This window comes from Pedobacter westerhofensis, from assembly GCF_900182595.1.
GTDB classification, from domain to species: Bacteria; Bacteroidota; Bacteroidia; order Sphingobacteriales; family Sphingobacteriaceae; genus Pedobacter; species Pedobacter westerhofensis.
Genome location: NZ_FXTN01000007.1, coordinates 75,571 through 90,135 on the forward strand (window position 1 = coordinate 75,571; position 14,565 = coordinate 90,135).

Here is a 14,565-nt window from a genome sequence, read left to right on the forward strand (position 1 = left end):
GTAAGTTTAAACATTTAATATTTATATCATGAAGTTACAAGGAAAAGTTGCGTTAGTTACAGGAGCATCAAGAGGTATAGGCCAGGGTATAGCCATCAGTTTGGCACAGGCAGGAGCCGATGTTGCATTGGCGGATATTTCGCTGGAAATTTTAGAAGAGACAAAGAAACTTGTTGAAAATGAAGGTGTAAAGGTAAAAACATATCAGGTAGACGTCACCCGGTTTGAAACGGTGAGAGCAACCGTACAGGCTGTTGCAGCGGATTTCGGAACGCTTGATATTGCGGTGAACAATGCCGGTGTACTGGGTATCCATAAAGTAGTAGATATGACTCCCGAGCAATGGGATCAGGTGATGAATGTAAATGCCAAAGGTGTATTTTTAAGCAGCAAGGCAGAGCTGGAAGTAATGCTTCCAAACAAATCGGGAACAATCATTAATGTATCATCGATTCTTGGTAAAACAGGAATGTCTGATGTATCTGCATACAGTGCATCAAAGTTTGCCGTAATAGGCTTTACAAATTCCCTTGCCAAGGAAGTTGCAATAGAAGGAATTACAGTAAATGCATTATGCCCGGGGATTGTAGGTACAGGAATGTGGCGTGGCGATAAAGGCCTGGCCAAAGCATTTGCCAAAGAGGGCGAAACAGAAGAGCAATCATGGGAAAGAAACCAGGAAAGCCTGCTGCCGCAGGGCGAAGCACAAACGCCGGAAGATATGGGCGGTCTAGTGGTTTACCTGGCCTCAGCGCCTCACGTAACAGGGCAAGCCATTGCAGTTGACGGTGGATTTGGTTTGTAAGCGCGTACAATAGTAAATAATTGGGCAAAGGCCCCTCCAGGCGGAGGGGCCTTTGTATTTTAAAGGCATAGGCTGTGCGGGCTGATTTTGTTAAAAGATAATCGTTATTATGACGCTTATTTTTTATGTTTGTTATAAACCAATTATAGCGATATGAATTCTCTGTTCCGTTCAGGCATTGTGATGCTCGTACTTTTGTTTCAGTATCAAAATTTATCCGCAAAATTTAACCGGAAGAATGAACCTGATTCAGTGTACCTTTTTTCATATGGAAACAACGGCTTAAGTTTTGCCTGGAGCCTGGATAAAAAGAACTGGACCCCAATAGGGGAAGGGTATACCTATATCAAGTCTGACTATGGGCGCTGGGGAACAGAAAAGAAAATGATTTCACCTTATCTGATCCATGGACGAAACGGCATTTGGGAATGTGTATGGCAGCTCAATGAACATACCTTACAGTTTGCCCATGCCGGTTCTGCCGACCTGGTCAACTGGGGCCCTCAGGCTTATCCTTATTTCAAGCAGGGCAGGAATATTCTTAAACCGGTGATCAGTTATCATCAGGCATCTGATAATTATACCATTGTATATACAGATGCTGCCGGTAAGTACTACAGCACAATAACCAAAGATTTTAATCACTATACACCGGCGGTCAGCGTCCCGGCATCGGCCTACCATAATCTGAGCAGGACAATTATGCTGCCCGGCAGTACGACCGGGCAGATGCACCGCGTATCATGGGCAGTACTCGATAAACTTAGTCAAACGTATGAGTTGTCGCGTTTTAAAGGCAAACAGAATGATGAAAGAGCTGCAGATGACCAGCTGCGTTTTTCAGGTTTGAAAAACATTAAGGCAAGTATGGTACTGCAGCCTGAAAAGTCAAAACAAATCAGCAATATGCTCACAGGTGTCTTCTTTGAAGATATCAATTATGCTGCTGACGGCGGTTTGTACGCAGAGCTGATCCAGAACAGGGATTTTGAGTATATGCCCGGCGATAAGCAGTTCAGGGATGCTGCATGGAACAGCCGCCATTCATGGGATTTAAAAGGAGAGGGCACTGTATTCAGCATCGATTCCATTTCACCGGTAAATGCCAATACGCCTCATTTTGCGGTACTGGATGTAAAAATACCCGGCGCTGCACTCAGCAACAGGGGGTATGAGGGTATCTCTGTGAAAAAAGGCGGCGGTTATGATTTCTCAGCTTTTATAAAAGCTTTTCAGGGAGGAAAAGGACGGATCGAAGTGAGGCTGGTAAGTGCACATTCCGGAATTTTGGCGCGTACCACGATAGACATTCCCTCATCCTGGACACAGGTTAAGGCAAGCCTGGTCCCCTCTGATGAGGCAACTGATGTGCGACTTGAACTGGCCCCTTTAAACAGCGGCCGTACCGGGCTGGATCTGGTATCGCTGTTCCCTCGGGAAACATTTATGGGCAGAAAAAATGGCCTCAGGACAGATCTTGCACAGGCTATTGCCGATATACATCCCCGCTTTATCCGTTTTCCGGGCGGTTGTGTAGCGCATGGCGATGGCCTTGACAATATTTATCAGTGGAAAGAATCTATCGGCCCCCTGGCCGGTCGTAAAGGGGCACGTAACCTCTGGGGTTATCACCAGAGCAAGGGACTTGGCTATTTTGAATATTTTCAGTTTTGTGAAGATATTGGTGCCGCGCCGGTGCCGGTAGTTGCCGCCGGAGTTCCCTGTCAGAATTCAGGAACGGGAGGGGGCGGACAGCAGGGCGGTATCCCCATGGATAAAATGGGCGCTTATATACAGGATATCATCGATCTTGTTGAGTATGCCAATGGCGATGTTTCTACCGTATGGGGAAAAAAACGTGCGGAAGCAGGGCATCCCAGGTCTTTTAACCTGAAATATATCGGTATCGGCAATGAAGACCAGATCACTGAAGTATTCAGGGAACGGTTTGCGATGATCTATAAGGCGCTGCGTAAGGCCCATCCCGAAATTACCATCATTGGTACTGCAGGGCCTTTCTTTGAAGGAACAGACTACCGCGAAGGCTGGAAAATTGCCGCTGCACTGGATGTACCGGTGCTGGACGAACATTATTACCAGTCGCCCGGCTGGTTTATCAATAACCAGGATTTTTACGACCGTTATGACCGGGGCAAAGCCAGGGTCTATCTGGGTGAGTATGCTGCCAGTTTGCCCGGGGGCAACAAAACCAATTGGGAAACCTCGCTTGCTGAAGCGCTTTACATGACTACACTTGAACGTAATGGCGATGTAGTGAGCATGGCTTCCTATGCACCGCTGCTGGCAAAAGAGGGGCATACACAATGGAACCCCGACCTGATGTATTTTGATAACAATGAAGTGAAATTTACAACGGGTTACTATGTACAGCAGTTATACGGGCAGAATGCGGGCGACACTTATATCCCGGCCAGCATTACACTGTCTGAGCAGCAGGAAGACGTACGCAAAAGAATTGCCTGGTCTGTGGTAAAAGACAGCGGCAGTGGCGATCTGATGATCAAACTTGTGAACCTGCTGCCCGTAAAGGCAGCAATAACAATTAATACCGGTCAGTTAAAAACCGGATCTGCCAGTGCTGTTCAAACCACATTGTGGGGCAAACCAGCTGATAAAACAGTAGATAAAAAAGTAACGGAAGTTCAATTCTCAAACCAAACACCGGTTGATCTGCCCGCCTACTCTTTTACCGTGCTCAAACTGAAAGGCAGTTAAGTCTGATATTATATTACATACAAATTACCGTACATGTCGGATTGATCAGATAAATTGCCCGCGTTGGACTCTGTTTTGATATAGCTATAATAAGTATGGGAATAATTGAAAAACTTTCTGACATCACCTATAAACATCCGGAACACGGGGAACTTAAATTAGATGTATACCAGCCGGAAAATAAGGGCAGAGGTAAAAACCCGGTGCTGATTTTTATTCATGGAGGGGGCTGGGCTACAGGAGATAAGTCGGAAATACATGAAGACTACAGGGCATTTCTGCTGAAAGCCCTGCTGGCTGAAGGATATGCTGTTGTAAGTATTGATTACCGTTTAACAGACCTGGAGAATATACATTTTCCGGCGCCGGTTATTGATTGCAAAGATGCAGTAAGATGGGTACATAAAAATGCGGGGTTGTACCACTTTGATCCTGATCATGTTGGTGTCTGGGGAACCTCGGCAGGTGCGCACATGGCCATGCTACTTGCTTATTCTGCAGATAAAGATTTTTATGGGGCTGCAGAGCTGAGGCCTTTCAGTTCAAAAGTGAATTATGTATTTAATAATTATGGGCCGGTAGACCTCAACCAGCTTTTTAAGCCCAGCCTCGGCAATTTTCAATTGGGACTCGCAAGAATATTTTTGAAACGAAAATATAATCTCAGACAATCCAGGCTCACTACGTTTTCAGGAATGGATATCGAAAACCAGAAGAAAGAGGTCATCAGTTTTACAGAATTATATTCCCCGGTAAAATATATCCACGAGCATACTGTGCCCACATTTACAATTCATGGTGACCACGATCAGACCGTGCCGCTCAAACAGGCAAAGATACTGGATGCTGTACTCCTGAAAAATCAGATTCCCCATCAGATGATCATTTATCCGGGGCAGGGACATGGACTTAAAACCTTAAATCCGCAGCAGATTAATGATCTCGCCAAAGAAATGCTGGCTTTTATCGCTGCATATGATAACAGCCCGATATAAATATTTTCATTTTATAGGGAAGCGGCGCAGGAATGGTTTGATTATTGTTTATCGCATCACCTAAATTGATGTTATGACTTTTATTCTGCTGCTCTTGTTCAACGCTGTAATTTTAAATGGTATGCTTTTATAATGATGGAGGTATATCAGGACATTCTTTTTTATCTGGGGATATTTGTAGTGGTAGCCTCGCTGGTCCCGCTGATCAGGCATGATTTCTGGATCTTCAGGGTTTTTGAATACCCAAGGTTGCAGAAACTGACGCTCAATTTTTTGATACTGCTCTTGTATACTTTGTGTTTTCCTATTGCAACTGCCAGGGATTATATTTTGCTGATGCTACTGTTGCTAAACCTGATCTATCTCTGCTGGCAGATTTTTCCCTTTACGGTCCTCGCCAGCAAGCAGGTGATCCAGAGTACACTGCCTGTGGGCCAGCGTAATATTCAGCTGTTGATTGCCAATGTATTCCAGGATAACCGAAAATATGCAGATTACCATCAGCTGATTAAAAAGTGCAGTCCTGATGTGATATTAATGGTAGAAACCAATCAGTGGTGGCAGGATAAAATGGACAGTTTAGGCAGCGAATATCCTTATCAGATAAAAATTCCTCTTGAAAATACCTACGGGATGTTGCTGTATTCCAAACTTGAACTCCTGGATGGCAGTGTGAAATATCTTGTTGAAGATGATATCCCTTCTATCGAAACAGAAGTTAAGCTTCCTTCGGGAGAGCTGCTGAAATTATTCTGCCTTCATCCCAGGCCGCCTGTTCCACAGGAAAACCCGCAGTCGACGGAAAGAGATAAAGAAATCCTGCTGGTGGCCAAAAAAGCAAAAGAGAGCAGATACCCCTCGATAGTGATCGGCGATCTCAATGATGTAGCCTGGAGCTATACCACTGAACTGTTTTCTAAAATCAGTGAGCTGCTTGACCCAAGAAAGGGCAGGGGATTCTTCAACAGTTTCAATGCTAAATATTTCTTTCTGCGTTTCCCGCTCGACCATGTTTTCTGCTCCGCTGATTTTACTTTAACATCGATCAGCCGGATGAACAGCTGCGGCTCTGATCATTTTCCGATGTGTATTAACCTGCAGTATGATCCTAAAGCGATTGCACAAAATGATATTCCCACAGCTGATCAGGACGATAAAGAACTGTTCAGGGAGAAGGTAAATGCAGAAACGGATTAGAGCAGATGGTTTCCCCTTAATTGGGGATGGCGAAAGTTTCAGATCATAAATATCTTAGGCCGTTCAGTCCAGGCATTTAAATTATATGAAACAATTAGCTTCTACCATTTTATCCGCAACCTGCATCCGTGTTTTTCTGTTCCTGATGATGATTAATCTGCACATACAGGCACAGGTTCCCTATGGAGACAATAAAGCAGCAGGCCATTATTTTGATAACAGAGGTATAAAACTGTATTATGAAAGTTATGGAAAGGGCGAGCCTTTACTGTTGCTGCACATTAACGGGGGCTCAATGAAATTGTTCTCGGGCCAGATCGCCTATTTTTCAAAAAACTACCATGTAATTGCAGTTGACAGCAGGGCGCATGGGCGTACGGTTGATACACAGGATTCGCTCTCGTTCGAAATGATGGCAGATGATTTTAATGCCCTGCTTGATCATTTGCACCTGAAAAACTGTTACGTTGTGGGCTGGAGCGACGGTGGGATCAATGGGCTTGTACTGGCCATGAGACATCCGGATAAGGTAAAAAAGCTGGTAGTCTCCGGCCCTAATCTAACTCCAGATACTACTGCAATTGTGCCCCACGTGTATCATCTGCTTGAAAATATGGTGGATAGTCTAAAAGAACTTCCCCCCACTGCCGAAACCAGAAACAGTATTAAAGTCTTGCAGCTCGACCTCAGGGAGCCTCACCTCAGGTCCGGGCAGCTGCGTACAATCAAATGCCCAACCCTTGTGATTGGCGGAGACCACGATGGTATACCTGTGGAGCATTTGGTGCAGATTTACAGAAACATCCCGAAATCTTATTTGTGGATCTCGCCTAACACAAGCCATTTTGTCGCCACAAACAGAAAGGATCAGTTTAATGCAAGGATTGCCGAATTTTTGAAGCAGCCCTACCGCAGGATCGAAGGAATGGATATCTTGCAGTAGCTCTTGCGAATCATCAGGCGTATAATTATCTTCAGTGCATGATTATAGTGATCCATTGTAAAGATCAGATTGGGCTGGTGGCTTCAATTTCTAACGTTTTATCGGCGCATCAGCTCAATATTATTTCCATGCGCGAGCATGTTGATGTGCAGGAAAACCGTTTTTTTGTGCGGCTGCAGGTTGACCAGACTGCCGATGAAGATGCCCTGCAGGAAAAATTGCAGCGCATTTTGCCCGCAGATGCCATCATCACCATCAATCCGCTTCCGCACAAAAAAATAGTAGTGCTGGTAACAAAGGAGTACCATTGCCTGGCGGATATCCTGGTACGCAATTACTTTGGTACTCTGGGAGCATCTGTTTTGTGTGTAATTGGCAATCATGGTCATCTGGGCGATATCTGTAGACGCTTTAATATCCCCTTCTATGCAGTTTCACATCAGCAGCAGACAAAAACTGAATTTGAACAGGAACTGAGCGGGGTAATTAGTTCCTATAACCCTGATTATATTGTGCTGGCAAAATTCATGCGGATACTATCACCCGTTTTTGTTGCCCTGTTCCATGCAAAGCTGATCAATATCCATCATTCTTTTTTACCGGCATTTATTGGCGCTAATCCCTACAGGCAAGCTTTTGAAAGAGGTGTAAAGCTGATTGGCGCCACGGCACATTTTGTAACCAATGATCTGGATGAGGGGCCGATTATTGCACAGCAGATTATTCCTGTAAACCATTCCCTTACTGCGGCAGATATGATGAAGGCGGGAAAGGAAATTGAAACTTCCGTTCTGGCGAAAGCCTTAAGGCTGGTATTTGAAGACCGCGTATTTGTTTACAGGAATAAAACCGTTGTATTTGAGTAATGCAGTAAAAGCCCGATTATGAAACAGCTAAAGTCGTTTTTCAGGTTGCAATGCGCAATCGTCTTTTTATTATGTTTAACGGGATGCCTGCAGCTCAGTGCCCAGGTTGCAGTTTATCCGCGCGAAATCACGGTTGCGCTGGATGGGACCGGTAATTATAAAACGATACAGGAAGCAGTGAATTCTGTAAGGGACCTGGGTGAGCTAAGAGTGGTAATTTACGTCAAGAACGGGACCTATCACGAGAAGCTGATCGTGCCGTCATGGAAAACAAAGATATCGCTTATAGGCGAGTCAAAGGAGCATACCATTATTACCAATAATGATTATTCCGGCAAGCCTGTTCCGGGTGGCAGGGACGCGTTTGGCAAAGACAAGTTCAGTACCTACACCTCATTCACGGTTTTAGTGTGCGGCGATGATTTTATTGCAGAGAACCTGACCATTGAAAACACATCGGGCAGGTTGGGGCAGGCAGTAGCACTGCATGCAGAAGGTGACCGCTGCATCATCAGCAAGTGCAACCTGCTGGGCAACCAGGATACGCTGTATGCCACTGGCGGGAACAGCCGGCAGTTTTACCAGGATTGTTATATTGAAGGTACAACTGATTTTATCTTTGGCTCGGCAACGGTAGTTTTTCAGCACTGCACGATAAAGAGTTTAACCAATTCGTTTGTTACCGCGGCCTCCACTACCCCCCGTCAGGAATTTGGTTTTGTACTGCTCCGCTGCACATTGATTGCTGATACTGGCGTAACTAAAGTATATCTGGGCCGACCCTGGCGGCCTTATGCCAAAACCGTCCTGCTCCATTGTGAACTGGGCAGCCAGATTTTGCCTGAAGGCTGGAATCCCTGGAAAGGTGATGCCATGTTTCCTGATAAGGAAAAAACTACAATGTATGCAGAGTACGGTTCTACAGGAGCCGGTGCCTCCCCGCAATCTCGCCTGCCCTGGTCTAAACAATTAACAGACAGGGAAGCCAAAAAGTACATACTGAAAAATGTTCTCGGAGGCAGGGATCAATGGAACCCCCTTGCATCACTTAATTAAGCCGTTTTTGCTGTAATCCTTTCTTGTAATTTTGTATATTTCTCAAATAATTGCAAGTACTGATAAAATTATGAAGATAGCCTTACTCTCACTGATGCTCTGCTTTTGCATGGGCACATATGCCCAGAAAGAACTCTACCCTGTTATTAACTATGGTGCTGTAGCTGATGGAAAAACAAATAACACGGTGGCCATCCAGCAAGCGATAGATGAGGCCACAAAAAATGGCGGTGGCAAGGTGGTGGTTCCGGCAGGGGATTTTGTAACAGGCGTACTCTATTTAAAATCTAATGTAGAACTAAACCTGGCTGCCGGGGCAAGATTAATGGCCACGGCAAAAAGGGCTGATTATGGTGGCAAAAAAGCTTCGGCACTGATTGTTGGCACCAATGTACAGCACATTGCAATTACCGGAAAGGGCACGATCGACGGGCGGGCAAAGCCATTGCTTGAGGATATATACCACATGCTTAATGCCGGCACGCTGGAAGATGCTGAATGGAAGGAATATAACGACTGGCACCAGATGCGCCCGGCAGAACATAACCGTCCCCACCTGATTGACCTGACGGGCTGCCAGGATATCATTGTAAAAAACATCACCATCAGGGATGGTCTGTGCTGGATACAGGATTACAGGGGCTGTTCTGATATTGTGATCGACAGCATCACCGTCGAGAGCAATACCTTTTTAAACAATGACGGCATCGATATTACAGACAGTAAAAACGTAAAGATCACCAACAGTTCTGTGAATGTTGCAGATGACGGAATCTGTCTGAAATCATCAAACGCAAACAGCGGATGTGAGAATATTTATATTGCCAATTGTAAAATACGGTCCAGCGCAAGCGGCTTTAAAATTGGTACCGCATCACGCGGATATTTTAGGAATGTAAAAGTTAGGAACCTGGAAATATACGATACATACCGCTCTGCCATTGCAATTGAAACAGTTGACGGCGGAAATATTGAAAATATTGATGTCCGCAATGTGACGGCAAGAAATACGGGAAATGCCATTTTCATCCGCCTTGGCAAGCGCCGGGCAGATGTTGCCCCGGGATACCTGCGCGGGGTGTATATCAGTGATGTCAAAGTAGCAGTGCCTGCAGGTAAACCCGATGCCGGTTATTCTATGGAGGGCCCTGAAGTGCGCGGTACCCATCATGTATTTCCATCTTCCATTGCAGGGATCCCGGGACATCCGGTAGAAAATGTAGTCCTCAATAATATCGAGATCATCTATGAAGGAGTGGCTTCGGCAGGAACGGCCGCCTCCGGGATCGGCTCATTGGAAATGGTGCCGGAGAAAATCAGTGATTATCCTGAGTTCTCAATGTTCGGAGAACTGCCCTCATGGGGATTGTATGTGCGCCATGCTGCTGGGCTGACGATGAAAAATATCAAACTGGGCTATCAAAAGAGTGATTTCCGTGCCGCCTGTGTATTTGATCAGGTGAGCAAACTTAATTTAGCCAACGTTGTGGTTACAAGTGCAGAAAGCAAGCCGGTGATCCTGCTGAATAAAGTAAGCGGCAGTTCGCTAAAGAATGTAAGTACGCCATCTCATTTAAAAGAGGATATCAGGTATCAGTAGAACGTAAATTTTACATGCCTGCACGATGATCCGGCTATGCCGGGGGTTTAATTGTGTACCTTGCGCGATCAGCCCCAATAGTTTGGGAATAAGATATGACTGCAATTACCTATTCATCACGCGCTAAACCTATCAAAGAAAAATACCAGGGCATTTCCACAGTTCTGGCCTTTGCATTAATCCCTTTATCAGGCTTTGCCACCGATATTTACATTCCGTCGTTGCCTACGATGTCGGCCGTTATGCAGGTAAGCGACATCCAGGTACAGCTTACGCTTACCTTTTTCCTTATCAGTTATGGTGTTTCGCAACTTTTTGTCGGCAGTATACTGGACAGCTTTGGCAGGTACAGGATCAGTTTAATTTCTTTGCTCATCTTTGCTGCTGCGAGTGTTGTGATTGCACTTACACATCAGATCTATCTGATTTACCTGATGAGAATTATACATGGCTTTACCGTGGGGGCGATTGTAGTAGCCAAACGCGCCTATTTTGTAGATCTCTTTACAGGTGACAAGCTCAAACATTACCTGAGCCTGTTTTCCATTATCTGGTCTACAGGGCCTATCGTGGCACCATTTATCGGGGGCTACCTGCAGAATGCCTTTGGCTGGCAATCCAGCTTTTACTTTCTTGGAGGACTGGCAGCCGTGCTTGCCCTGCTCGAATTTATTTTTAGCGGAGAAACCCTGCAGCATGCATCCGAATTTAACCTGAAATCTATTACAAAAGTCTATGGCGCTATGATCGGCACGGCCAGTTTTACACTGGGAATAGTGATGCTCGGGCTTGCCTATTGCATGGTCATGGTATATAATATGACCGGGCCTTTTATTATCGAACACCATCTTCGTCTTTCTCCGGTTACCGCCGGGTACAGTTCTCTTGTACTTGGCCTGGCCTGGATGACCGGCGGTTTCATTGGAAAAGCTACAATTGACCGGCCGTTTTTTAGGAGGTTGGCCCTTAACCTGGCTCTGCAGCTAGGATTTGTAATCGCAATGATCATCAGTATTGCATTTATTGATAACCTGTTTTCCCTTATTTTCTTTGCTTTCATTATTCATGTGGGTGCCGGATTCACGTTCAACAACTATTTTACATTCTGCCTCAGTAAATTTCCTAAAAATGCAGGCATAGCCGGGGGGCTCACGGGTGGGATCAACTATGTGATTGTATCTTTTCTGAGTTATGGAATTATCTTTCTGGTCCCTGCCAGGGATGAGCTCAACCTGAGTTACAGCTATTCAATTCTCATTTTATTATCCCTTCTGGTAATGTACTTCATCTACACGGATAATAAAAAAAGAATTGCAGATAATAAGAATATGTTATAGTTGTCTTGCTTCTTAGAAATAAATTTTCTTATTTTGTCTTCTAAGGGTATTTTGTTGCGACATCGGATAAAATATCCTGGCCTGGATGTACCTTGGTAGTATTCCTTTACGTTGTATTATTGTTTATACTGAATAAATGAATTATCACCGTCAGCATTGATTTCTAAAATGAAAGGAAAAGTCAAAATCGATCCTATCGAACAGCATGTTATAGATATTGTTCGTAAATTAAGAAGAAATAAAAGAATGAGGCAGCAGGATCTTGCCAGTATTTTAAATACCAGTTCTTCTTTTATTGGAAATGTTGAAAATGGCAAAAACCCTGCGAAATATAATCTTAAGCATATCAGCAGGCTAGCCGAATATTTTGAACTTTCCCCCAGGTATTTTCTCCCCGAATACAGCCTGCCAGCGGTCAAAAAAGAAGTATACAGCTGAGGGATACTGCAGAACTGATTTATTCGCAAAACGTATCTGATAAAATTTCTATTTAAAGAAAATATTGTCTAACTATGTTTTGAACCAGATGAATATTCAGCAACAGGTATGAAAATCTTTTTAGCCATCTTATTAGCACTCACAGGCAGTTATGCATACTCGCAGCAGACATCCCCTTTAAAATTGTGGTATAACAAACCCGCTGCAGTCTGGGTAGAAGCCCTGCCGCTTGGAAACGGCAGAATCGGCGCAATCATATTTGGACGGCCGGATGAAGAATTACTGCAGCTGAACGAAAGCAGCCTGTGGAGCGGAGGCCCGGTGAAGGGCAATGTTAACCCGGAGGCAGCATCCTATCTTCCCCGCATACGCGAAGCTTTGCTCAAAGATGAAAATTATACAGAAGCAAACCTGCTGACTGCGAAAATGCAGGGACTGTATTCACAGTCGTACCTTCCAATGGGAGATATCCATATTAAACAGGACTTTAAAGGTGCAAAGCCCTCAGCATATTACCGTGACCTGGATCTGCAGGATGCTGTGGCGCATACGCAATTTACAGTCAACGGCGTAAAATACAGCCGCGAGATCTTCACCTCAGCACCAGACAATATTATGGTAGTTCGTATCACTGCCAGTAAAAAAGGGGCATTGACACTCAGTATAGCCGCCAAAAGCCTGCTCAAATATACCTTGTCTGCCAGCGGCAGCAATGAGATTATCCTTGCCGGAAAAGCTCCGGTAAACGTAAACCCTACATACTATAACCCAAAAGGTGTTGAACCGGTTACCTATGGGGATACAGATGGCTGTAACGGTATGCGTTACCAGTACCGTATACATGCAGAACATACCGGAGGTACCATCAAAGTAACCAAAGCGTCAGTAATAGAAGTGAAAAATGCCAGCGAAGTAATTTTATATGTAGCGGCGGCTACCAGTTATAATGGTTACAACCGTTGTCCTGACCGCGACGGAAAAGATGAAAATAAGATTGCAGCAGGACAAATCAGCAATGCTGTGAAAAAGCGATATGCGCAGTTGTACAACCGTCATGTGGCCGACTATCAAAAATATTTTAACCGTGTGGATTTTCGTATAAAAGATCTGTCAGTGGATAATCCGGTTGCTGTATTGCCTAGTGATGAACGTTTGAAGGCATATGCCGGAGGGAGTAATGATCCATCCCTTGAAACGCTGTATTTCCAGTATGGAAGATACCTGCTGATTTCTTCTTCGCGCCCCGGAGGTCCACCTGCAAACTTACAGGGGATATGGAACAAAGAGCTCCGTGCGCCGTGGAGTTCCAACTATACCATCAATATCAACACCCAGATGAATTACTGGCCGGCAGAAGTAACCAACCTTTCTGAGATGCACAAGCCTTTGTTCAGCTGGCTCAGATCGCTGTCCGAAACCGGTAAAGTGACAGCCCGGGAATTTTATCATGCCAGGGGATGGGTGGCACATCATAATTCTGACATCTGGGCCATCAGCAATGCCGTAGGTGATAAGGGTGCAGGCGATCCTGTTTGGGCCAACTGGGCCATGGGAGGAGACTGGCTCACGAGGCATCTGTACGAACATTACCTGTATACCGGGGATCAGGCATTTCTTGCAGAACAAGCCTATCCCTTAATGAAAGGAGCCGCAGAATTTACCCTCAGCTGGCTCGTGGAAGATAAAGATGGCTACCTCGTTACGGCACCTTCAACTTCGCCCGAAAATAAATTCAAAGATGCCCGGGGAAATGAACAAGGGGTTTCTGTAGCTACCACAATGGATATGTCTATCATTCGGGACCTGTTCAGCAATGTGATTGAAGCTTCAGAAAAACTGGATATTGACAAGGCATTCAGGGATACCCTGATCGCAAAGCGCAGCAAGCTGTATCCCTTGCGTACAGGAACAAAAGGGCAGCTGCTCGAATGGTATAAAGATTTTGAAGAAACAGATGTGCATCACCGCCATATCTCGCACCTGTACGGTTTATATCCCGGTAAGGAGATTTCGCCGCTGACACCGGAGTTTTTTAAGGCTGCAAAAACCACGCTGGAAATCCGCGGCGACGAAGGAACAGGCTGGAGCAAAGCATGGAAGATTAACTGGTGGGCGAGGCTGCGCGACGGTGACCATGCCTATCAGCTGATCCGCGACCTAATGAGATATGTTGATCCCAATGGCGGCAAATCAGGCGCAGGTGGAACATACCCCAACTTTTTTGATGCCCATCCCCCTTTCCAGATTGATGGTAATTTTGCAGGTACGGCAGGCATGGCAGAAATGCTGCTTCAAAGCCAGCTCGGTTACATCGACCTGCTGCCGGCCTTGCCGAAAGCATGGAGCGACGGCCATATTTCTGGTCTCAGGGCCAGGGGAGGGTTTGAAGTAGATATGAAATGGAAGAACCAGGAGCTGGACACTGCGGTGATCAAATCATTGACGGGGGCAGCATGCAGGGTTCATTCTGCTGTACCGCTAAAGATTGAGGGCACAACCGTAGTATCTCAGAAAGTAGCTGAAGGATACGAACTTTCATTTAAAACGCTTAAAGGCAAAATATACCAGTTAAACAGCATATAAATCATTCAT

11 protein-coding genes are annotated in these 14,565 nt (G+C 45.2%); all 11 read left to right on the plus strand.

Annotation, left to right across the window (positions count from 1 at the left end; all coding sequences use genetic code 11):
- The first annotated feature begins 28 nt into the window (after window positions 1-28).
- Entirely contained in the window at window positions 29-805 is a 777-nt protein-coding gene (locus FN831_RS14505) for an SDR family NAD(P)-dependent oxidoreductase (protein ID WP_142528912.1), read from the plus strand.
- A gap of 153 nt (window positions 806-958) precedes the next feature.
- Window positions 959-3,541: an alpha-L-arabinofuranosidase C-terminal domain-containing protein gene (locus tag FN831_RS14510; RefSeq protein ID WP_246101528.1), complete on the plus strand. Its 2,583-nt coding sequence runs from the start codon at window positions 959-961 to the stop codon at window positions 3,539-3,541.
- Between the two features lie 95 nt (window positions 3,542-3,636).
- Window positions 3,637-4,536, plus strand: coding sequence for an alpha/beta hydrolase (locus tag FN831_RS14515; protein WP_142528913.1), 900 nt, complete (start codon window positions 3,637-3,639; stop codon window positions 4,534-4,536).
- A gap of 132 nt (window positions 4,537-4,668) precedes the next feature.
- Window positions 4,669-5,733 (plus strand): endonuclease/exonuclease/phosphatase family protein, encoded by a 1,065-nt coding sequence (locus FN831_RS14520; RefSeq protein WP_246101530.1) that lies wholly within the window; start codon window positions 4,669-4,671, stop codon window positions 5,731-5,733.
- An 85-nt stretch (window positions 5,734-5,818) separates the two neighbouring features.
- Window positions 5,819-6,676, plus strand: coding sequence for an alpha/beta fold hydrolase (locus tag FN831_RS14525; protein ID WP_142528914.1), 858 nt, complete (start codon window positions 5,819-5,821; stop codon window positions 6,674-6,676).
- Window positions 6,677-6,714: 38 nt separating this feature from the next.
- Complete coding sequence (gene purU / locus FN831_RS14530; protein ID WP_142528915.1) at window positions 6,715-7,542, plus strand: formyltetrahydrofolate deformylase; 828 nt, start codon at window positions 6,715-6,717, stop codon at window positions 7,540-7,542.
- A gap of 18 nt (window positions 7,543-7,560) precedes the next feature.
- Complete coding sequence (locus FN831_RS14535; protein ID WP_142528916.1) at window positions 7,561-8,598, plus strand: pectinesterase family protein; 1,038 nt, start codon at window positions 7,561-7,563, stop codon at window positions 8,596-8,598.
- A 70-nt stretch (window positions 8,599-8,668) separates the two neighbouring features.
- Window positions 8,669-10,198, plus strand: coding sequence for a glycoside hydrolase family 28 protein (locus FN831_RS14540; protein ID WP_142528917.1), 1,530 nt, complete (start codon window positions 8,669-8,671; stop codon window positions 10,196-10,198).
- Between the two features lie 95 nt (window positions 10,199-10,293).
- A complete protein-coding gene (locus FN831_RS14545) occupies window positions 10,294-11,535 on the plus strand; it encodes an MFS transporter (RefSeq protein ID WP_142528918.1) in 1,242 nt (413 codons plus the stop codon).
- A gap of 168 nt (window positions 11,536-11,703) precedes the next feature.
- Window positions 11,704-11,973: a helix-turn-helix domain-containing protein gene (locus FN831_RS14550; RefSeq protein ID WP_142528919.1), complete on the plus strand. Its 270-nt coding sequence runs from the start codon at window positions 11,704-11,706 to the stop codon at window positions 11,971-11,973.
- Between the two features lie 108 nt (window positions 11,974-12,081).
- The gene (locus FN831_RS14555) at window positions 12,082-14,556 is read left to right on the plus strand and encodes a glycoside hydrolase family 95 protein (RefSeq protein ID WP_142528920.1); all 2,475 of its coding nucleotides are present in this window, start codon (window positions 12,082-12,084) and stop codon (window positions 14,554-14,556) included.
- Window positions 14,557-14,565 lie beyond the last annotated feature (9 nt).